This window comes from Clostridium lacusfryxellense, assembly GCF_018861735.1.
In the GTDB taxonomy this organism is placed as follows: domain Bacteria; phylum Bacillota; class Clostridia; order Clostridiales; family Clostridiaceae; genus Clostridium_AD; species Clostridium_AD lacusfryxellense.
The window spans coordinates 19,424-39,142 of sequence record NZ_JAHLEB010000033.1; the positions used below are offsets into that span (position 1 = coordinate 19,424).

Annotated in this window: 19 protein-coding genes; 3 read left to right on the forward strand and 16 right to left on the reverse strand. The window is 32.4% G+C overall.

Annotated elements, in window-relative coordinates:
- Nucleotides 1-36 precede the first annotated feature (36 nt).
- The 4 genes from KPL55_RS16775 to KPL55_RS16790 form a co-directional block, all read right to left on the reverse strand.
- A complete protein-coding gene (locus tag KPL55_RS16775) occupies nucleotides 37-861 on the reverse strand; it encodes a tetratricopeptide repeat protein (RefSeq protein ID WP_216307894.1) in 825 nt (274 codons plus the stop codon).
- A gap of 132 nt (nucleotides 862-993) precedes the next feature.
- Nucleotides 994-2,067 (reverse strand): Gfo/Idh/MocA family protein, encoded by a 1,074-nt coding sequence (locus KPL55_RS16780; RefSeq protein ID WP_216307895.1) that lies wholly within the window; start codon nucleotides 2,065-2,067, stop codon nucleotides 994-996.
- A gap of 34 nt (nucleotides 2,068-2,101) precedes the next feature.
- On the reverse strand, nucleotides 2,102-3,112 hold the full coding sequence (locus tag KPL55_RS16785; RefSeq protein ID WP_216307896.1) for a Gfo/Idh/MocA family protein: 1,011 nt from the start codon (nucleotides 3,110-3,112) through the stop codon (nucleotides 2,102-2,104).
- Nucleotides 3,113-3,329: 217 nt separating this feature from the next.
- A complete protein-coding gene (locus KPL55_RS16790) occupies nucleotides 3,330-3,794 on the reverse strand; it encodes an Lrp/AsnC ligand binding domain-containing protein (RefSeq protein ID WP_216307897.1) in 465 nt (154 codons plus the stop codon).
- A gap of 263 nt (nucleotides 3,795-4,057) precedes the next feature.
- On the opposite strand from KPL55_RS16790, the gene KPL55_RS16795 reads away from it, so the two are divergent.
- On the forward strand, nucleotides 4,058-5,014 hold the full coding sequence (locus KPL55_RS16795) for an asparagine synthetase A (protein WP_216307898.1): 957 nt from the start codon (nucleotides 4,058-4,060) through the stop codon (nucleotides 5,012-5,014).
- Between the two features lie 60 nt (nucleotides 5,015-5,074).
- On the opposite strand, the gene KPL55_RS16800 is transcribed toward KPL55_RS16795, so the two are convergent.
- Complete coding sequence (locus KPL55_RS16800; protein ID WP_216307899.1) at nucleotides 5,075-6,253, reverse strand: iron-containing alcohol dehydrogenase; 1,179 nt, start codon at nucleotides 6,251-6,253, stop codon at nucleotides 5,075-5,077.
- Nucleotides 6,254-6,391: 138 nt separating this feature from the next.
- Between KPL55_RS16800 and KPL55_RS16805 the strand changes: the two genes are divergently transcribed.
- Entirely contained in the window at nucleotides 6,392-6,745 is a 354-nt protein-coding gene (locus KPL55_RS16805; RefSeq protein ID WP_216307900.1) for a winged helix-turn-helix transcriptional regulator, read from the forward strand.
- 85 nt (nucleotides 6,746-6,830) lie between these two features.
- On the opposite strand, the gene KPL55_RS16810 is transcribed toward KPL55_RS16805, so the two are convergent.
- The 6 genes from KPL55_RS16810 to KPL55_RS16835 all read right to left on the reverse strand — a co-directional run bounded on the left by KPL55_RS16810 (nucleotide 6,831) and on the right by KPL55_RS16835 (nucleotide 13,915).
- The gene (locus KPL55_RS16810) at nucleotides 6,831-7,976 is read right to left on the reverse strand and encodes an iron-containing alcohol dehydrogenase (protein ID WP_216307901.1); all 1,146 of its coding nucleotides are present in this window, start codon (nucleotides 7,974-7,976) and stop codon (nucleotides 6,831-6,833) included.
- Between the two features lie 30 nt (nucleotides 7,977-8,006).
- Nucleotides 8,007-8,900: a dihydrodipicolinate synthase family protein gene (locus KPL55_RS16815; RefSeq protein ID WP_216307902.1), complete on the reverse strand. Its 894-nt coding sequence runs from the start codon at nucleotides 8,898-8,900 to the stop codon at nucleotides 8,007-8,009.
- A gap of 55 nt (nucleotides 8,901-8,955) precedes the next feature.
- Entirely contained in the window at nucleotides 8,956-10,680 is a 1,725-nt protein-coding gene (ilvD, locus tag KPL55_RS16820) for a dihydroxy-acid dehydratase (RefSeq protein ID WP_216307903.1), read from the reverse strand.
- 39 nt (nucleotides 10,681-10,719) lie between these two features.
- Nucleotides 10,720-12,120 carry a GntP family permease gene (locus tag KPL55_RS16825; protein WP_216307904.1) on the reverse strand — a complete coding sequence of 467 codons (1,401 nt, stop codon included), beginning with the start codon at nucleotides 12,118-12,120 and terminating at the stop codon, nucleotides 10,720-10,722.
- A gap of 164 nt (nucleotides 12,121-12,284) precedes the next feature.
- Nucleotides 12,285-12,986, reverse strand: a complete 702-nt coding sequence (locus KPL55_RS16830; RefSeq protein WP_216307905.1) for a FadR/GntR family transcriptional regulator — start codon at nucleotides 12,984-12,986, stop codon at nucleotides 12,285-12,287.
- A 122-nt stretch (nucleotides 12,987-13,108) separates the two neighbouring features.
- On the reverse strand, nucleotides 13,109-13,915 hold the full coding sequence (locus KPL55_RS16835) for an SDR family NAD(P)-dependent oxidoreductase (RefSeq protein WP_216307906.1): 807 nt from the start codon (nucleotides 13,913-13,915) through the stop codon (nucleotides 13,109-13,111).
- Nucleotides 13,916-14,135: 220 nt separating this feature from the next.
- On the opposite strand from KPL55_RS16835, the gene KPL55_RS16840 reads away from it, so the two are divergent.
- A complete protein-coding gene (locus KPL55_RS16840) occupies nucleotides 14,136-14,924 on the forward strand; it encodes an IclR family transcriptional regulator (RefSeq protein WP_216307907.1) in 789 nt (262 codons plus the stop codon).
- Between the two features lie 176 nt (nucleotides 14,925-15,100).
- Here the strand turns inward: KPL55_RS16840 and KPL55_RS16845 are convergent, their stop codons facing one another.
- The 5 genes from KPL55_RS16845 to KPL55_RS16865 all read right to left on the reverse strand — a co-directional run bounded on the left by KPL55_RS16845 (nucleotide 15,101) and on the right by KPL55_RS16865 (nucleotide 19,716).
- On the reverse strand, nucleotides 15,101-15,961 hold the full coding sequence (locus tag KPL55_RS16845) for a carbohydrate ABC transporter permease (protein ID WP_216307908.1): 861 nt from the start codon (nucleotides 15,959-15,961) through the stop codon (nucleotides 15,101-15,103).
- Between the two features lie 11 nt (nucleotides 15,962-15,972).
- Nucleotides 15,973-16,872 carry a carbohydrate ABC transporter permease gene (locus KPL55_RS16850; protein ID WP_246599576.1) on the reverse strand — a complete coding sequence of 300 codons (900 nt, stop codon included), beginning with the start codon at nucleotides 16,870-16,872 and terminating at the stop codon, nucleotides 15,973-15,975.
- A 90-nt stretch (nucleotides 16,873-16,962) separates the two neighbouring features.
- A complete protein-coding gene (locus tag KPL55_RS16855) occupies nucleotides 16,963-18,318 on the reverse strand; it encodes an ABC transporter substrate-binding protein (RefSeq protein WP_216307909.1) in 1,356 nt (451 codons plus the stop codon).
- Between the two features lie 124 nt (nucleotides 18,319-18,442).
- Nucleotides 18,443-19,480 (reverse strand): LacI family DNA-binding transcriptional regulator, encoded by a 1,038-nt coding sequence (locus tag KPL55_RS16860; RefSeq protein WP_216307910.1) that lies wholly within the window; start codon nucleotides 19,478-19,480, stop codon nucleotides 18,443-18,445.
- Between the two features lie 35 nt (nucleotides 19,481-19,515).
- Nucleotides 19,516-19,716, reverse strand: coding sequence for a hypothetical protein (locus KPL55_RS16865; RefSeq protein ID WP_216307911.1), 201 nt, complete (start codon nucleotides 19,714-19,716; stop codon nucleotides 19,516-19,518).
- Nucleotides 19,717-19,719: the final 3 nt, after the last annotated feature.

Sequence of the window (19,719 nt, forward strand, 5' to 3'; positions counted from 1 at the left end):
ATAGATATAGCGTGTTAGTTGACTAACACGTTATTTCTATTTACTAATTAAGGCATTCTGTAATTCTTTTATGTTTGCCTCAGCATCTTCTTTTGTTATTATACTAATATTCATAAACTCATAATTTAGAGACTTTAAAGCAAATTCAAGGGCCTTATCAGTCATTCCTTTTTTTGCAAGCACTAATGAATAATTGTAGTAGGCTTCTGGAAACGATGGACTGATTGCCATAGTTTTTTCATATATCTCCTGAGCCTTATCGTACATGCCAAGTAGATAATAATTTCGCCCTAAGTTGTCTTGGATAAAAGCACTAGAATCATTATAATCATATGCTTCCAAATTAAACTCAAGTGCTTTTTCCAGATTACCTTGTAAAGTAAGAAGTAATCCAAGATTTATATATACCTTAGTGTTTTTAAAATCCTTATATACATCCTCTAGCATTGTTACAGCTCGATAGATATTTCCTTTCTTCCACACTAATAATGCAAGATTAACCTTAACTATCATCTGCTCGTCATTTGTTAGCTTTGAACTTTCAAGTTCCGTAAGAACTTTTTCTGCCTCTTGAATGTTCCCTGTTTTAATAAGTAAGTACCCAAAAGCATTTTTGTATTTTATTATACAACCCTTAGTATTATATGCTTTTCTCATCCATGTTATTGAATCACTGTACTTACCACTAATATACTTCTTATTTCCTATAAATGCATATATCTCAGATCTAGAGTAAAAAATCCCAATTAGTATAAGTATAAAAACTACACCTAACCCGTAAATAACATTATACTTAAATACTATAATAAGTAACAGTAAAGGCAATATAACCTTTACAAGCAGCACTGAAATTAGTTTCATACTTAGCCTCATCTCCCTATGTAATTCCCTATACTCTTATAATTTAATATATGTCTATTATACACTAAACAAGCAGGTTTAGTATGTACTAACATGCCTGTTTTAGCTAATTAAAATAACCAATTATTTTATTTATTTAATTTTAACTGACTGCATTTGAGCAATAATACATAATTCTGCTGCTTTAAAAGCATGATCTTGAGTCATTGCATTTTCAGTTCTATTAATGCAATCTAATATTAGTTCTCCGAAGAACGGATAACCAACCTTTCCACTAACATCATATTGTTTTTCTATTTTATTATTGACTAAAAATACTTGATCTGCGCCATCATTTGTCCCAATATTAATATACTTTCTAAGCTCTATATATCCATCAGTCCCAAGAATAATGGTTCTACCATCCCCCCAGGTTTTTAATGCATCAGGGGTAAACCAATCTACTCTAAAATAGTTGGTTGATCCATTATCACCTACAAGCATAGCATCGCCAAAGTCATCAAGTTCTGGATAATCAAGATGATTATAATTTGCTATCTGGCTTCTAACTACTGTGGCATCATGAACATCTGCATAATAAAGATATTGCTCTATTTGGTGACTACCAATATCACAAAGAATGCCACCATATTGTTCCTTATTAAAAAACCAATTTGGACGACTACTCGCATTTAAACGATGTGGACCTATTCCCATAACTTGCAATACCTTACCAATAGCACCATCTTTAATTAACTGCCCTGCAAAAACCGCGCTTTCCACATGAAGCCGCTCACTGTAATATACCATATATTTTTTTCCAGTCTCTTTCACCTTATCTTTTGCCATTTGCAGTTGATCAAGCGAAGTAAAAGGCGCTTTATCTGTAAAATAATCCTTGCCTGCATCCATAGTGCGTATGCCTAAGGCGCATCTCTCTGATGTAATAGCAGCACTAGCTACCAACTTAACTTCTAGATCATCAAAGATTTCTTGTTCACTTTGAGCTACTTTTACGCCTGGAAATGTCTCGCAAAACTTCTCCACCTTAAGTGGATCTTTATCATATACGTACTTTAATTCTCCGCCGGCCTCAGTTAGACCATTACACATACCATATATATGTCCGTGGTCAAGAGCAATGACCGCAAAAATAAATTCTCCTTTTTTAACAGTTGGATTAGGTTTTCCTTTAGGTGCATAATTCATTCCATCAACAGTTTGCATTTTATCTCCTCCAATTTTAATCTCTATATTATATTTATTTAACTAATTTAACTAATTTCTTATTTTCAGATGACTCGTAAATACCCAATAGCAGTTGTAGTGCTTTAAAAGCTTCTTCAATATCTATTGGAAAATGCTTATTATTTTGTAGACAATCATAATAATGACTTATACAAGCAAAATGACCGTTTCCCCAATAGTTTTTCCCTACTAGCTGTTCTTGTTTAAAAGATAATCTTTCTATAGTATTGTCTGGATACGTAATCGTTATCTCCGTATCTTCCATTTTGACAATCATATTTTCACAAACTAATTCTAGTAGCACAGGAGAATTAGTGCAAAATGCGTTTGTTGCATAAAAACTTGCAGTAACTTCATTAAACTGTATATATGCTTCTGCTGTATCCTCAACATCAATAATACCTTTCAGATGATGGTTTATAATAGTTCCTTCAACAGCTTTAGGTTTTCCTAAAAAATAAATCAATAAATCTAAAGTATGAATAGCTTGGTTTATTAAAAGACCTCCTCCCTCGGTTTTAAGGCTTCCTCTCCACCCACTTTGCGTATAATATTTTTCTTCCCTATTCCATGTAAGAATTGCTCTAGCCCCTAATATTATTCCAGCTTTCCCATTTTGCAAAAGATTTCGTATATATTGAACACTTTTGTTATATCTATTTTGAAAACATACTCCAATTTGAACCTTCTTATTCACCTCTCTTAATTTATGGACCTGATCCTCTGAAATTGCTAATGGTTTTTCCATAAATACATTTATATCTCGGTTTGCCGCTTGAATTGCCATAGGAACATGTAGATAATGGGGTGTACATATATGCAAAACATCAATTTTTTCATTTTCAAGCATTTCCTCTAAACTACTATATGCTTTACTTTCACTATCACCATAATCTTTAACAAATTTTTTAGCTTTTTCTAAATCAATATCTGCAAAAGCTACAAGCTTATGATCTTGCATGTTATTAATATTATAAGCATGAACATTACCTATGCCACCGCATCCTACAATTGCGCTTCTCATTTATTAAGGCCCCCTTGAATATTTGATATTACATTACTTTTAGTATAGAGCAAAAGCAATGTAATATCTTTGCACATCTTGACTATTATATTGCAAATATTGACCACATTATAAAACCCATGATAACAATAGATTCTGTTATCATGGGTTTATAATGTGCCATACTTAAATTAACTAGAGTTTTATAATGTTCCCGCATTGCCAACACTTGCGATTGTTAAAGAGATATATTCCTATCTATAGGTTGAGATAAAGTTATAAATGTATCTGTACTTTGTACTCCTGAAATTACCTGCAACCTATTCATTAGTAGATCCTGAAGATTAGATATACTCTTACACATTACTTTGATAAAAATAGAATATGCACCAGTTGTATAATGCAGTTCGACTATTTCTTTTATTTCCTTTAATTGTTCTAATACATCAGGATATGAAGATGCTTTATTAAGAAAGATTCCAATAAAGCAACATACATCATATCCAAGTTTGCTTGTATCTAATATAAGTCTTGTACCTTTAATTAATCCCATTTCCTGCATTTTGTTCATTCTAACGTGAATTGTACCTCCACTTACATGACAGTTCCTTGCAATTTCAAGATAAGGAGTTCTAGAATCTTTAATTAAAATCTCTAATATTTGATAATCTAACTCATCTAAACCAGGAATATTTAATTCCATAACATCAGCTCCTTCTAATTTCTACTATAAAAGATAATTAGTATTATATACTTTATTTCATTATACCAAAGCTATTATTAAATCATCAAAAAAACTACAAATATAATTAATATATTAACACTTTAACAATATATTTTCTAATAAATTATCTATTTTACAAAAATAATAAACTTTCTTTAAATATATTGCAATAAATAGCTAAATGCATTATTATATTATCAATGGATGAAACGAAAGCAAAAAAATATTAGGGGGAATTAATAATGTCAGAATTAATAAAAGAAGAAAAAATACTATTAGAAACAGCCGTGGCTAAAATTAAGAATAAAAAGATAAAGGATATATTATTTGTTCAACAATCAGTTTTGAAAGCTGTAGATGAATTTATGTATAAGAGAAGAATAACTAGGTTGTTACCACTTATGATGTCTCCAATTACAGATACTTTAAACCACAGTGTTGAGGAATGTGAAATGACTTATAACAAACAAACATTCAATGTTATGAAATCAATGATATTCCATAAACAAATGACTTTACTAAACAAAGATATTGATAGTCTTTATATTGTATCTCCAAACATACGCCTTGAAATGGCAACTAGAGGTGATTCAAGACATTTATTTGAATTTACTCAAGTAGACTTTGAATTTAAAGAAAAAACTATGGAAGACATTCTTGCATTTATTGAAGAAATTATAACTTTCATCTTTAAATTTGTAAAAGAAAACTGTATTCCAGAATTAGATAGACTTGGAGTGGGTACAGATCATCTTAATATAAGTGGACCATTTAAAAAATATAGTACAGATGAAATGCAAGCAAAATATGGTGATGATTTCGAAGCAGAAGCTTCAAAAGCTGCAACAGAACCTTTCTTCTTAACAAACCATAAGAGAGAATTCTATGATGCTGAAGATCTAAATAACTTAGGAACTTATAGAAACTATGATCTTATTTGGCCATTAGGATTTGGCGAAGGTTTAAGTGGAGGAGAAAGAGAATTTAAATTAGATAGAATTCTTTTAAGAATGAGAGAACTTGCAACTGATGAGAATGCTTTTAGATATTATATAGAACTTGCAAAACAAGGTGAAATATTTAAAACTGCAGGAGCTGGTTTTGGAGTAGAAAGAATAACTAGATTTATTACACAACAACCTGAAATTAGTGATGTTACATTATTCTGCAGAAAACCTGGTGAGCAATATATATTCTAATTTTAAAGATAAAAAACAAGCACAGCATAAATTTAATTTATGTTGTGCTTGTTTTCTAAGTTATTTATATGCATTTTTCATAATTTCTACTGTTTCATCAAGTGATAGTGTGTATGGGTCTAATTGAAATAACCCTCCCATAGTTCTATGGGCATTTTCTGCAAATGCAGACATTTCTTCTTTTTCTATTCCGTAGCTTGACATTTTAAGATCACTAACACCACATTTTTCTTGAAGTTGAATTAGTGCTTTTACAAAAGACATAGGCCGTTCTTCTTTAGGAAGAGAATTAACGTCAACTCCCATAGCTTTTGCCATTGCCTCAAATCTCTCTGGAACCTTAGATGCGAAAAATGTGAAATATGATTCTGATAACATAATTAGTCCTGCACCATGTGGAAGTTTAGTGTGTTTAGCACTTAGTGCATGTTCCATTGAATGCTCTGATGTGCAGCTTGATGTAGATTCAACAAGGCCAGATAGAGTATTTGCTAAAGCTACTTGGGTACGCGCATCAATATTATTCCCATCCTCCACGCAAACAGGTAAGTATTTAGCTATTGATTCAATACTTTTAAGTGCATAAACATCACTAATTGGTGTTGCTATATTTGCAATGTACCCTTCTGCTGCATGGAAAAGTGCATCAAATCCTTGATATGCTGTAAGATTCTTAGGTACTGTTAACATAAGTTCTGGATCAACTACAGATAGCGTTGGGAAAGTACAATCTGTTCCAAATCCTATTTTCTCATTAGTATCCTCTTTTGTTATAACTGTCCAAGGGTCAGCTTCAGTACCAGTTCCCGCTGTTGTAGTTATTGCAACAATAGGGAGAGCACCATTTTGAAGTGGCATTCCTTTTCCAGATCCACCAAATATATAATCCCAATAATCTCCAGGATTTTTTGCCATTACAGCAATAGCTTTTGCTGAATCAATACTACTACCACCACCAAGTCCAATAACAAAATCACAGTTTTCTTTTTTTGCAAGAGCAGCACCCTCCATAACATGAGTTTTTATAGGATTAGGCAATATTTTATCAAATATAGTATATTCAATTCCTTTATCCTTTAAGATTGTCTCAAGTCTATTTAAATAACCATATTTTTTAACAGAATTACCTGATGTAATAACAATTAATGCTTTTTTGCCAGGAAGTCTTTCACCTGCGAGTTCATTCAGTTTACCAGGTCCAAATAATATTTTTGTTGGTATATAATAATTAAAATTCATCTAAATTCCTCCTTCTATTTCAGTTGTTCTCTATCTTCCTTGTTATAGTTACCTTGCTTGTTATTATTATATATGGTATCGTTAAAAAAGACAATATGCACCTTTTAGGTAGATACTATACAAAAGGAGAGTGTTAAAATGGCGAATTGGACATCGGACGAGTGTGATTGCCCCATAATATATACATTGGCTATTGTTGGAGGCAAGTGGAAATGGATTATCATAGACAGATTATTTGATAATAAAGTAATGAGGTATGGAGAGCTAAAAAAAGTTGTACCTCATATTACCCATAAAATGCTAAGTCATGAATTAAAGGAACTCGAGGTCGAAAAGCTGATTTTCCGAGAAGAATATCATCAAATCCCACCTAAAGTTGAGTATTCATTGACAGAGAAAGGTAAAAGTTTACTCCCAATATTAGATACTATGTGTGAATGGGGAGGCAAAAACATGCCTAAACCGGATGTTGAAAAGGTTGCTGAAGATTAAAGCAAGTAGCGCTTTTTACAAATTAAAATAATAACTAGGGCTTCGCATTTTGCGAAGCCCTAGTTATTATTTTCAAGAATTCAAATTAAGCTATTTTCTTGAATAACTCAATTAATTTCTCTTTACTGAAAAACACGGGATTCGCTCCTGCACAAGCATCCTTCATTGCATTTTCAGCAAGCAATTCATAATTAGGGCTATCTACTCCAATATCTTTTAAGGACTTTGGAATTCCAACTTCTTCTGAAAGAGATTTAATTTTATTAATTACGAAGTTAACACATTCTTGATCTGATTTGCATGCAATATCCATTCCAATTACTTCAGCTATTGGTCGGAATTTAGCAGGAACACCTTTAGCATTTTCTTCTTGAACTATAGAAAGAAGCATTGCATTACATACGCCATGTGGTAAATCATATAAACCACCTAGTTGATGTGCCATAGCGTGAACATTACCCAGTCCAGCATTGCTAAAAGCTATGCCATTTAAAAAACACGCGTAACACATTTGTTCTCTAGCTTCAATATCACTTCCATCCTTTACAGCTCTAGGTAGGAAATCAAATATTTGTTTTATAGCATACAAAGCAGTTGAATTTGTAACATCATATGCACCTTTTGCAACTACAGCCTCTACAGCATGAGTCAATGCATCCATGCCTGTTGCAGCAGTTAAAGCAGCTGGTTTACTAAGCATAAGTTCTGGATCGTTAACAGTAATTGTTGCAAGTGAGTTAGTATCAACCATAATCATTTTCACATGACGATCTTCATCTGTAACAACGTAATTGATTGTAACTTCTGCAGAAGTTCCTGCTGTTGTAGTTATAGCAACTATTGGAAGGCACTTCTGTATTGTTTTATTTACTCCTTCATAATCTTTAGTTACACCACCATTAGTAGCAAGAATAGATATAGCTTTACCACAGTCTTGTGGTGATCCTCCACCAATTGTAATAACGAAATCACAGTTTTCTTTTTTAAGGATTTTTAGCCCAACATTAACATTAGTTACAGTAGGATTTGGTTTAACATCGTCATATATAATGAATTCAATTCCTATTTCATCTAACAAATCTGTTACTTTTTTAACAGTTCCATTAGATGATAAAAACTTGTCACTAACTATGAATGCCTTTTTAGCTCCTAATGATTTAATTGGATTTTTAACTTCATTAAGGCACCCTCTGCCAAGTAAATTAATTGATGGAATGTAGTAAATACTCATAATTAAATTCTCCTTTAATATATATTTTTTTTATAAAAGGTTAATTTCTTTCATAACAGCTATAATCTGTTCTGTTTGTTTCTCATTAGCCTGAAGGAATGGTTTAGTACAGTAATCCTTCACATCAATTCCTCTTACCATCATTGCCTTTTTTACTATTGGTATAAAAGGGGTTCCTATATCATAAAGCTTCATCATTTTATCAACTATCTTTTGATATTCAGCCATTTTATCAAAGTCTTTATTATTAACAGCCTTTATCCATCCAGAGAAGATTTCAGGTGCAAGGTTTGAAAGTCCACCTATACATCCACCGCCACCGCAAAGAATATTGTGTACTAAATTTTCATCAAAACCCGACAGAACATCAAAATTAGGGAACTCTGATTTTATTAATGATATTAATGCTCTTGTGTGAGCCATTACCATCACTGTATCCTTGTATCCCACTATATTCTTATTTTTTCTAACTAGCCTAAGTGTAATTTCTTTTGATAAATCATATCCAGTTCTATCTGGGAAGTTGTATAGATAAATGTTTGCCTCTGTTGCTGCTGCCACTGTATTATAAAAATATTCTATACTCTCATCAGAAAGACTGAAGTAGTAAGGACTGATAATCATTACAGCATCAGCACCTGCATTGTGAGCATAGTTGGCCATTTCTATTGTATCCTCAATTGACATACAACTTGTCCCTATATAAACTTTTGTTCTTTTATTTATATATCCTACAGCTAAATCAATAAGTTCCTTTTGTTGAGACATTGGCATATTGAAGAATTCACCTGTACTTCCCATTACAACTATGCCATCTATTCCACCTTTAATAAGATGATCATAAACATTTTTATTTGATTGTATATCTAATTTTCCAAACTCATCGAATAATGTTACCACTGGTGTTAAAAATCTTGCTGTCATTATAAACACTCCTTTTCACATTTTTAATTTAATTTAATTTAATTTAATTTGTATACTAATATCCAGCGCCCTTCATTGCTGATAATGCGGAAGTTGTATATCTTCTATATAGACCTGTTCTTGCTGGTCTTGGAATAACGCCTTCTTTAGCTCTCTCATTAAATACTTTATCAACCTCATCAAGAGACATTTCAACTCCGTCTATACCAACAACATTTAATGTACGCTCATGCATGTTGTATTCTATAATATCCCCTGTAACAATCCAAGCTATTGGCCCACCTGATGCGGCTTCCGGAGACACATGACCAATTGCAGCACCCCTAGTTGCACCTGAAAATCTACCGTCAGTTACTAATGAAACTGTACCATTTAAACGTTTATCGCAAACAATAGCTTCTGTTGTCATTAACATTTCAGGCATACCACTCCCACGGGGTCCCTCGTACCTAATTACTAATACATCACCTGGATTAATATCACCATTAACAACTGCATTGTATGCATCTTCTTCGGAGTTATATGCTCTTGCAATACCTTTATGAACAAACATACTTTCAACACATGCAGAATACTTAACTACAGAACCTTCTGGAGCTATATTCCCCTTGAGTATTGCAATTGAACCGATTTCTTTTACACTTTCTAGTGGAAAAATTACATCTTCACGTTTAAGACCATAATTAGCTAAATAACCAAGATTTCTGTCAAAGAAATTTTCTTTCTCTAAATCCTCAAGGTTTTCGCCTAAAGTTTTTCCTGTAACTGTCATAACATCAAGGTTTAAGTACTCCTTAAGCATAAGTTGTACCATTGGAATACCTCCTGCAAACCAGAATGATTCAGTTAACTGTGAACCACTTGGATTAATATTTCCAATGTGTGGTATCTTATGATTAATTTCATCAAATAAATCAGGCGTTAATTCTATTCCTAGCTCTAATGCTATAGATGGTAGATGAATAGTTGCATTAGTAGATCCTCCAATAGCACTGTGTACGATAATAGCATTTATAAATGCTTCCTTAGTTAATATCTTGCTAGGAGTAATATCTTTTTCTATTAATCCCATAATTTCTCTACCCGCTTTTCGAGAGTTACGAAGAATATCTGTCATCGTTGCTGGCATAAGAGCTGATCCTGGCAAAGCTAAACCAAGCGCTTCTGCCATACATTGCATGGTACTAGCTGTCCCTAAAAATGTACAAGCACCTGCAGAAGGACATCCAGTTAATTTATAATCTCTAACTTCTTGATCTGTAATTTGACCTTTACGTTTTTGACGTAGAGCAATGTCTCCAGCAACTAAAGATGTTGTCATATTGGGACCAATTCTCATGCTTCCACCCGGAATAAATATCGTCGGTATATCAAGTCTAGCTGCGGCTTTTAAATGTGCAGGGATAGATTTGTCACATGAAGATGCTAAAATCATACCATCCCAAGGACAAACGCAGCCATGAACCTCAACCATATCACAAATTGCTTCACGAGAAGCTAATATATAGTTCATACCATTGTGTCCTTGTGCGCAACCATCACATATATCGGTTACATGAAATTGTGCTGGAAAGCCACCAGATTCAAAAACACCGTATTTCACTTGTTCTGTAAGTTTATTCAAATGAACACTACCAGGATGGCTGTCTCCATATACATCTTCTACCAAAATTTGTGGTTTTTTAATATCTTCTTCATCCCATCCTGTACCAAGTTGCAAAGCGTCAAACTGTGCCCATAATTGCCTTTCCGGAATACTTTTTTGTTTTATGTTAGTCATAATTAAAATCTCCTTTTCTATTAAATTTTATATTTTAAACTATCCTAATAAACCTAATGAATTAAATACGAATACAAGAGAGAATAGAATTATACTAATAACTACACTAGGAAATGTTATATACTTTAATGCCTGCTTAGGATTTAAATTATAGAAACCACTGAATACCCAAAACCCACTGTTATTTACATGATTAGGTCCAATTGCACCTGACCCGATAGCCAATACTGCAGCTAGTGGTGATATGTGAAGTAGTGGTATTAACGGTATAACTAAAGCTGCTGCTGTCATTTGAGCCATTGTCATAGAACCTAAGCATGCCATCATAACCATAGCGATCAACCATGGAATTACTAGCGCTGGTATCCCTGATCCAGCTATTATGCTTGCTAAATCTTTAGCTGCTGGAGCTGCTGCAAGAACCTTACCAAAAGCTCCACCCATTCCTGTTACAAGCAGTGGAATTACTGCCATCTTTAGTGCTCTATTTACCCAAGAATTGAATATACACTCAAGTATAGAGCAATCTTTTCCTAGTTTTGGATCATGTTTTCTAGCTATTTCCTTAACTTTTTCTGTTCTACCAATTACTAGTGTCATTGCAGTTGCTACACCTATAAGTAATGCAATTACTCTATCTCCAAGAAATGTAATAATCATATAAGCTGTACTATTTGGATCAAAAGAAACCTTTATAAAAGAAGCAACTGTAATTAATATTACAGGTAAGAATAAAGGTAAAAACGAGTGAATTGTGGATGGTAAATTATGATTTTTTGTTGCTGTTTCTTCTTTACTTTCAATATACTCATCAATAGGGTGTATCATTTCTTTTCCTGCCCACTTCCTGAGTAGCAAGTAAAATATAAAGAATCCTACAAGACCTATAACTGTACCAAATAACACAACTTGACCTAACTCAGCACCTATTAATAGAGTAATTGCTAAAATACCTGGTGTTGGTGGGACTAAGCAATGAGTAATATTTAATGCTGCACATATAAAAACTGTCATTTTAGCCATACTTATTTCATGTTTTTGTGCAAGTGTACTAGCTATTGGCGCCATAAGAAGTGTTGTTATATCACCAAATACCGGAATTGAAAGTATAAATGCTGCCATAGCTGGAGCAAGTTCAACATTTTTACCATGTACTATCTTCACAAAGAAATTTGCCATTGGTATAGCTGCACCTGTATCCTGAACAATAACTGCTATAATACTGCCCAAAATAATAACAATACCGATAGCTGAAAGGGTTGCTCCAAAGCCGTTGTTAATAACTTCTATTGCTTTTGTTGGTGAATTACCAAGGAGAATTGCCATAGGAATTGTTACGAGCAATATTGCTAGAACTGGATTCATTTTAAATTTTAAAATCAAAAGCATAAGTAATACCACTGCACCGATTAAAATGAATATAAATGTACTTGGTAGCATAATATTGTACCCCCTAATGTCTTTATTAGTTTGTATTTTTATATTATCTAATTTTGTAAATCTTCCTTTATTCTATATAATAACGTTTACTTAAAATCGATTACAATATTATCCTGTATGTTGTAGGTTGTCATACAGCCTATTTCTTAGAAAGATAGAAATTCTTATTCTTCTTCCTTCCCATACATATTAAACGAACTAACGTTATCTTCCATATGTTCGTCCATCACTCTTCTTACATGTTTTGGATCTCGCTCTTTTATAGTCTCTAATAATAATTTGTGATAATAAAGACCTGCTGAATTACCCTTCTTAATAACTACTTTAAGCATAGCATTTCTTAATACATCATTCATAATATTAAATATTTCAATGAATAATGAATTTTTTGACGCTTTTGCAATAATCATATGAAATTCAAAGTCTGTCTTTGAAAACATCTCTAAATCATCCTTATAAAATTCCATTTGCTTATAACAATTTTCAAGTTCATTAATATCATTTTCAGTAATTTTTTCAGTCGCTAGCTCAGCAACTGCACCTTCTATTTTCCTTCGAAACTCCAATACTTCCTCAAAAGAATTTTTTCCAAGGTAGGCTATTGGAATAATTGTATTCATATATAACCCTGCTTTTGCTTCTTTTACAAATGATCCTTCACCTAGTCTTGTCTCAAGTAATCCTAATATCACAAGTTTCTGTATTGCTTGTCGAACAGTTACACGACTAACTCCAAATGCTTCCGCTAAGACATTTTCTGATGGAATCTTTTCACCTTGGTTCCACTCATTATCTAAAAGCTGCTGTTTAAGTTGTGAAAACACTTGTTCACCTACATTTATTTTTTTAACCTGTTTTATAGCCATTTTTATTTATAATCACTCCATTTTAGTATATTATTTAAAATAATTTTCTTAATTATAATATACTAATAATATCATTTTTACTTATGTAACGCTATATACAGATTTAAATCTTGTTATTATCATTAATATTGAGTATCATAATTCCAAGGACTTCCTCCAGCCAAATACCCACCATCCACATGATAAACCATACCTGACATAAAACTTGATGAATCAGATGCTAACATAATTGTTAGTCCTACAAGTTCTTCAGGAATTCCTGGTCTACCCATAGCAGTTCGCTGCCTTAAAAACTTGCTTCGATCAGGATGTTCCCAAGTAATTTTTGTTAGAGGTGTTAAAATATGACCAGGGGCAATAGCGTTTGCTCTAATTCCATATTGTGCTAGTTCAACTGCCATTGATCTAGTTATTCCTAAAAGAGCACTTTTAGTAGCTCCATAGACACTACATCCACCTAGCATCCCAACTGAATTATGTGATGCCATATTAATAATATTACCTTTTTTAGCTTTAATCATAATCTTTATAACTTCTTGAGACAAGAAAAATAATCCCTTTAGGTTAACATCCATAATTTTATCATAAGTGTCTTCTTCAACATCTAAAAGACCTTCTCTTTTATTAATTCCCGCGCAATTGATTAAAACATCAATTCTGCCATACTCTTGTCTAATTCTGTTGACACATTCTTTTACAGATTCCATATCAGCTATGTTAAGTTCAAAGCTTTTTGCTTTACCATCACAATTAATAATTTCTCCTTCAAGCTTCAACAGCTTTTTGATGCTTGTACCACATAGTGCCATATCCGCACCTACGCTAGCCAAGGTCTTGGCCAAGACACTTCCTATGCCACCTGTTGCACCTGTTAAAACAATTACTTTTCCATCTAAAGAAAATATTTTTTCAAGATTTTTGCCAATCAACTTATTTTACCTCCTTATTACGACTTCACTTTGTTCGTAATTACGAACTTAAAACGCATTAACGAACTCAATAAATTTACTATACCACATTGATTTTTGTTAGTCAACAACGTTTGTTATTAAAATAACTAATTTAATTTTATAAAACCCGTCTTTTTTAGCTTTATCTCGCGTATTCTGATATAATTTATATCAGATAAGAACAAGGAGGAGACAATGCATGCAGGAATCAGAGCATCGACCAACTGCTAGAGTATTAAATATACTTGAGCTACTAGCTACAAATTCTGATGGTTTAACTCTTACTGAAATATCACAGGCCATTGGCGCTCCTAAAAGCAGTATTTTTCCAGTCATTCGCACAATGGCTCAGAGAAAATTTATTTTTTCTGATAAAAACACTTCAAAATATACTATTGGCGTTGCTGCATTTTCAGCAGGTTCTTCATATACTAGCGATATGAATGTTCTCCAGTTTATACAGATTGAAATGAAATATGTAGTAAAAAAAAGTGGTGAAATATGCCAACTTGGCATTTTAGACAGAGATATGGTTTTATATGTTGCAAAAGCTGACTCAGATGAAGCAATTCGTCTTGTATCCTATGTTGGGAAAAGACTGCCTCTATACTGCACAGCTATAGGAAAAATTTTAATTTCTAGGAAAAGCATCTCCGAAATAAAAGCACTCTACCCAGACGGTCTTAAGTCCTATACTAAAAATACAATTACGGATTTTAATGTATTAGAAAAAACACTGATCGAAATACGTGAAACAAATATAGCCTATGAACAAGAGGAAATCACTGAACATATTCATTGCATTAGTGTTCCTTTATTTAAAGGAGATGACATCGTAGCTGGCTTAAGTGTTAGTATTCCTTCATTTCGTATGGGACCACAAAAATCTGAACTTATTAAGTCACTGCTTGTTGAAACACGCTCAAAAATCGAAGCATTTTTTCGTGAAAACGATATTGATACTAACAGCTTAACAATTAGCAACTAGAATTATATTATAAAAATATAACAATAAATCGAGAAAAATAAAGAGCTGTTGAAATAAATTTCAACAGCTCTTTGTTATTCTTAAATGTTACCCCATTTTTTTTGTTTTATATACAACTTAATAATGATTTTGTCATTATTTTGATAAATTTCAACTTAATATACACTAATAATATATTACCCCTTTACTCCACCCACTGTTAGTCCCCCGACTATTTTCTTTGATAAGAAAATAAATGCTATCATTATAGGTACAATAGAGATTGCAACACCTGTGAAAACTGCACCATATTCTGTCTTATATGTTCCCCTTGCAAGCATCACCATTATAGGAAGTGTAAACTTATTAGGATCAAATAACAATATAAGAGGTATTAAGAAGTTATTCCAAGTTTGAATGAATGTGAATATAGACATTGTAGCAACACTTGGGAATATTAAAGGCAATACTATTTTATTGAATATTGTAAGTTCATTACACCCATCAATTCTAGCAGCTTCTATAAGTGACCTACTTATTGCACCATCTGTATATCCTTTAATAAAGAATACAGATGCAGGAGTTGCTATAGCTGGTATTATTAAAGGCACATATGAATCAAGTAAACCCATATGTTTTACTAATTGAAATAATCCTATCATACCCAATTGAGTTGGCACCATCATTGTACCTAGTAGTACCCAAAACAGAATCTTATTTCCCTTAAATCTAAATTTTGAAAAACCATAGGCAGTTAATGCACTAAAATAACCACTTACTGCTGTAACTGCAGTTGCTATTACTATACTATTGAGTAATCCATTCCATATAGGTTGGCTTTCTAGTAATCTATGATAATTTACCATTAATGCAGTTCCTGGTTTTAAAGACAAGGTTGTAGCGATTTCAGCATTAGTATGAGTAGCATTAATTATCATTATAAAAAATGGTAAAAAACATAAGATGGCAAGCGCTATAAGCGCTATGTACAAAACTATTTTACCAATGATACTGCCTATTTTGTTACTATCGTTTTTTAACACATTATTATATTCCATCTCTACCCCCCTTATTCATAATCATCAGCATTTCTATTTATAAACTTGAATGATATTATTGCAAATACAAGTATTATTACAAATAATGCATACCCAACAGCAGCACCGTATCCATAGTTATTGTTTACAAATGCGGTTCTATAAAGGTACATAACCATTGTAGTTGTTGCATTATTAGGATCCCCAGCACCTTGTGATAATGCATATGGTATATCAAAGGATTGCATTCCTCCTATTAATGATGTTATAAAAGAAAATAATATTGTTGGCCTTAATAAAGGAATTGTTATTGACCAAAACCTTTGTGATTTAGATGCTCCATCAACTGTTGCAGCCTCATAAAGTTCTTCAGGAATATTTTTAATTCCAGCCATAAATATTATCATACTATATCCAAACCACATCCAGAAGGAAGTAAGTGATACTATTCCTCTAGAATAATTTTCACTCATAAGAAAGTTTATTGGTTCTTTTATTAAATGAATATTCATCAATATTTTATTTACAGAGCCTGCTTGCCAATCAAATAAAAATGCAAACAATATACCAATTGAAGTTGCAGTTACTAGATTAGGAAAGAAATATACCGCTCTAAAAATATCTTTACCTTTTAATCTTGCTTCATTTAGTACAACAGCTAATATTAACGCTAAAAGCAATTGAGGAATACCTCCACATAGCCACATAATCCAAGTATTAGCTATGGACTTTAGAAAAACAGGATCTGCAAACAATCTTGAATAATTCGCAAGACCTACAAATTTAATATTCTTAGACATACCATCCCATTTAATAAAACTAACATATAATGAATAAATCATAGGATACAATTGAAAAATAAGAAATGTTATAAAAAACGGTGCGATAAATAATAATCCATACTTTTCTCTATCTATTTTACCTTTAGCCAAAGTGACACCCCCTATTTGTTTAATTAGCCTTATTTACTTAAAAACAGTTAATAAGGCTAACTATTATTTATTTTTTTACATATCCTTTAATTAATCTACTTTTATGTCAGGATATGCACTTACTACATCAGCTTTGAATTTTTTAAGAAAATCATCTTTTGAAGCAGTTTTACCGAGTATTAATAAATCTATTTGTTTATTCCAAGCAGTATTAATAGTATCATCATATTCTGTAAATAACTTACCATCTATACCTTTAACTAGTTCTGTGTATTCTTTATATACATTTTGATTCTTCAAGTATACATTGTTTCCTGCATCTGTACTTGATAATTTAGCTTGAACATCTACGTTATTCATGAAGTCACCTTTATCTTTTGCTTGTGCTTCCATAAATTCTGCATTTGTAGTTAGGTACTTAACAAACTGCCAAGCGTTATCTTTTTGTTTACTCTTGCTAGATACACCAAGCCAAGTTCCACCCCAATAGTATGGTGTTGGAGCTTTTACGAATGCATAATTGCCTGTCTCTTTAGGAGCATTTTGATCTAAAACAAAAGGAAGTCCCCAAGTTGGAAGCATATATCCAAAAGTAGTTTTGTCTGACATAGATCCAGTCCATGCTGGTGTCCATTGAGTAAATTTAGCATCTAAACCTTCTTTTCTAATTTGAGCAGCTTGATCAATATACTCCATCATTTTAGCATCGATAACTAACTTATCATCTTTTACCCATCCCTGAGTACGGCTACCAATAGCTACATTTACTAATTCATTATATCCAGCTAATAACTTAACTTTTCCAGCACTTTTCTCCTTAAGAGTTTGTCCCAGTTTGATAAAATCTTCTGTTGTTGTCATCATTTTTTGAATTTCAGCAGGATCATCTGTTCCAAGGTACTGCTTTGCAATACTTCTCTTATAGAAGAATCCACCTGGAGTTGCCTGCCAAGTTAAAGCTCTTATAGACTTGTCCTCTTCGTTTCGTCCAAGATCTACAGTATACGGTACCATTTTACTTGTAAGTGTCTCAGCATTATAAGGTGCTTTTGACAAATCTTCATAAAAATCTAAATTTGTAAATTTCTTTACATAAGCAGATTCTGCTAAGAATACATCAGGTCCATTTACGCCAGCACTCATTGTAGATGATATCTTAGTTGTATACGCACTATTGTCATTTGGAATAGACACAAGTTCAACTTTGAGATTAGGGTAAACTTTGTTGAATTTTTCAATAATACCTAAATCCTTAAGCTCTGTATTCCAAGACCAAATTTTTATTGTTCCCTTATAGTCCGCTGGTACCTTAGCAGTATTTTCAACTGGAGCCTTAGATGAATCTGTAGTTGCCTCTTTGCTAGATCCACAACCAGCAAAAATTGAAGTAGCCATCATTGTTGATAAAGTTAACATTGCAAATTTCTTAAAGTAGTTTTTTTTCATTATTTTCCCCCCAATAAATATTTAGTTAGTCTATCAATAAATAACATCCTAAAGGAATATTATAATACTAATCAGTTTTTAATAAACTCGCGTTCATTCATATTTAAAAAAAATGTAAAACAGCTTACTTTAATGTTTTACATGAATTTCTTTCAATTAGGTCTATAGGTAAGGTATAATTTGCTGAAAAATTTGAATTATTCTCAATTGATGTTATTAACGTATTTGTTGCTATTGCTGCCATTTCAAGTAAAGTCATTCTTACTGTTGTTAATGATGGATTTATATACATTGCCACCTCTATATCATCAAACCCTACTATTGAAATATCATCTGGCACTTTCAAATTAGCCTCTTGTATTGCTTGCATAGCTCCTATAGCCATTTTATCATTACCACAAAATATTGCAGTAGGAATTCCTTTTTGCAACAATTTATTTGTAGCATTATATCCACCTGTGATTGTAAAATCACCTTTAGCAATTAAACTGTTTTTCACGCTAATTCCAGCATCTGTAAGTGCCTTCTTATAAGCATTAAATCTTTCCATACCAGATAAATTCTCCGATATTCCCACTATATGTGCAATTTTAGTATGTCCAAGGCCTATCAAATAATTAGTAGCCTTATATGCTCCATGAAAATTATCAGCATTAACAATTATACATTTTTTATATACCTCTTCATCTGATTTTACTGATTGATCTAAAAGTGCTACCCTATAACCAGATTGTATTATTTCTTTTATTTCTACCTCGTTGTTCTTTTCGCCAATAAATATTCCACCTGATATTGTCTTATTATAAAAAGTTTCTTTAACTTTTTTAAAATCCTTTTGTTTACTTACTATGGATACAAGTACTGTATAACCCATTTTGCTTGCATTATCAATAACTGATCCAGTAAATGGTGAAAAGTAGGAACTACTAGTAACCTGCTTACCACCCGAATCCACCTTCATGTCAATTATGAAAAGCCCTATTACTCTGTTCTTAACTCCTGCAAGCATTCTAGCTGATGCATGTGGTACATAGTTGTTATCCTTAATGATCTTTTGAATTCTTATTCTAGTTTCTTCTGGAACATTAGAATAATTGTTTATTACTCTTGAGACGGTGCTTCTTGAAACTCCTGCTATTTTCGCTATATCTATACTGTTCATGTCCACACCCCTTATCAATAGTTTTAAACGCGTGTTTATAATGTAATAGTACTATATATATTCTTACTTTTCAAACCGTAATAAGTCCATTTTCCCTTAAATAAACAAGTTTTAACATCATTAGCTTCATATATATCGAAATTGCTCCCTTTCTCGTAGAACCGTTTACATATTTCTATTAAATCATCTCCTACGGAGCTGCAACATCTTCGAAGAAGATGCATTAACGACTTCATAAG

Bases quoted from the DNA above. Each gene is read 5' to 3' on its own strand.
- KPL55_RS16815 (WP_216307902.1), bottom strand. From the start codon at position 8,900: ATGACAGCAAGATTTTTAACACCAGTGGTAACATTATTCGATGAGTTT.
- KPL55_RS16830 (WP_216307905.1), bottom strand. From the start codon at position 12,986: ATGGCTATAAAACAGGTTAAAAAAATAAATGTAGGTGAACAAGTGTTT.
- KPL55_RS16790 (WP_216307897.1), bottom strand. From the start codon at position 3,794: ATGGAATTAAATATTCCTGGTTTAGATGAGTTAGATTATCAAATATTA.
- KPL55_RS16800 (WP_216307899.1), bottom strand. From the start codon at position 6,253: ATGAATTTTAATTATTATATACCAACAAAAATATTATTTGGACCTGGT.
- KPL55_RS16825 (WP_216307904.1), bottom strand. From the start codon at position 12,120: ATGCTACCAAGTACATTTATATTCATTTTAATCGGTGCAGTGGTATTA.
- KPL55_RS16780 (WP_216307895.1), bottom strand. From the start codon at position 2,067: ATGCAAACTGTTGATGGAATGAATTATGCACCTAAAGGAAAACCTAAT.
- KPL55_RS16845 (WP_216307908.1), bottom strand. From the start codon at position 15,961: ATGGAATATAATAATGTGTTAAAAAACGATAGTAACAAAATAGGCAGT.
- KPL55_RS16865 (WP_216307911.1), bottom strand. From the start codon at position 19,716: ATGAAGTCGTTAATGCATCTTCTTCGAAGATGTTGCAGCTCCGTAGGA.
- KPL55_RS16775 (WP_216307894.1), bottom strand. From the start codon at position 861: ATGAAACTAATTTCAGTGCTGCTTGTAAAGGTTATATTGCCTTTACTG.
- KPL55_RS16855 (WP_216307909.1), bottom strand. From the start codon at position 18,318: ATGAAAAAAAACTACTTTAAGAAATTTGCAATGTTAACTTTATCAACA.
- KPL55_RS16810 (WP_216307901.1), bottom strand. From the start codon at position 7,976: ATGAGTATTTACTACATTCCATCAATTAATTTACTTGGCAGAGGGTGC.
- ilvD (WP_216307903.1), bottom strand. From the start codon at position 10,680: ATGACTAACATAAAACAAAAAAGTATTCCGGAAAGGCAATTATGGGCA.
- KPL55_RS16840 (WP_216307907.1), top strand. From the start codon at position 14,136: ATGCAGGAATCAGAGCATCGACCAACTGCTAGAGTATTAAATATACTT.
- KPL55_RS16785 (WP_216307896.1), bottom strand. From the start codon at position 3,112: ATGAGAAGCGCAATTGTAGGATGCGGTGGCATAGGTAATGTTCATGCT.
- KPL55_RS16860 (WP_216307910.1), bottom strand. From the start codon at position 19,480: ATGAACAGTATAGATATAGCGAAAATAGCAGGAGTTTCAAGAAGCACC.
- KPL55_RS16795 (WP_216307898.1), top strand. From the start codon at position 4,058: ATGTCAGAATTAATAAAAGAAGAAAAAATACTATTAGAAACAGCCGTG.
- KPL55_RS16805 (WP_216307900.1), top strand. From the start codon at position 6,392: ATGGCGAATTGGACATCGGACGAGTGTGATTGCCCCATAATATATACA.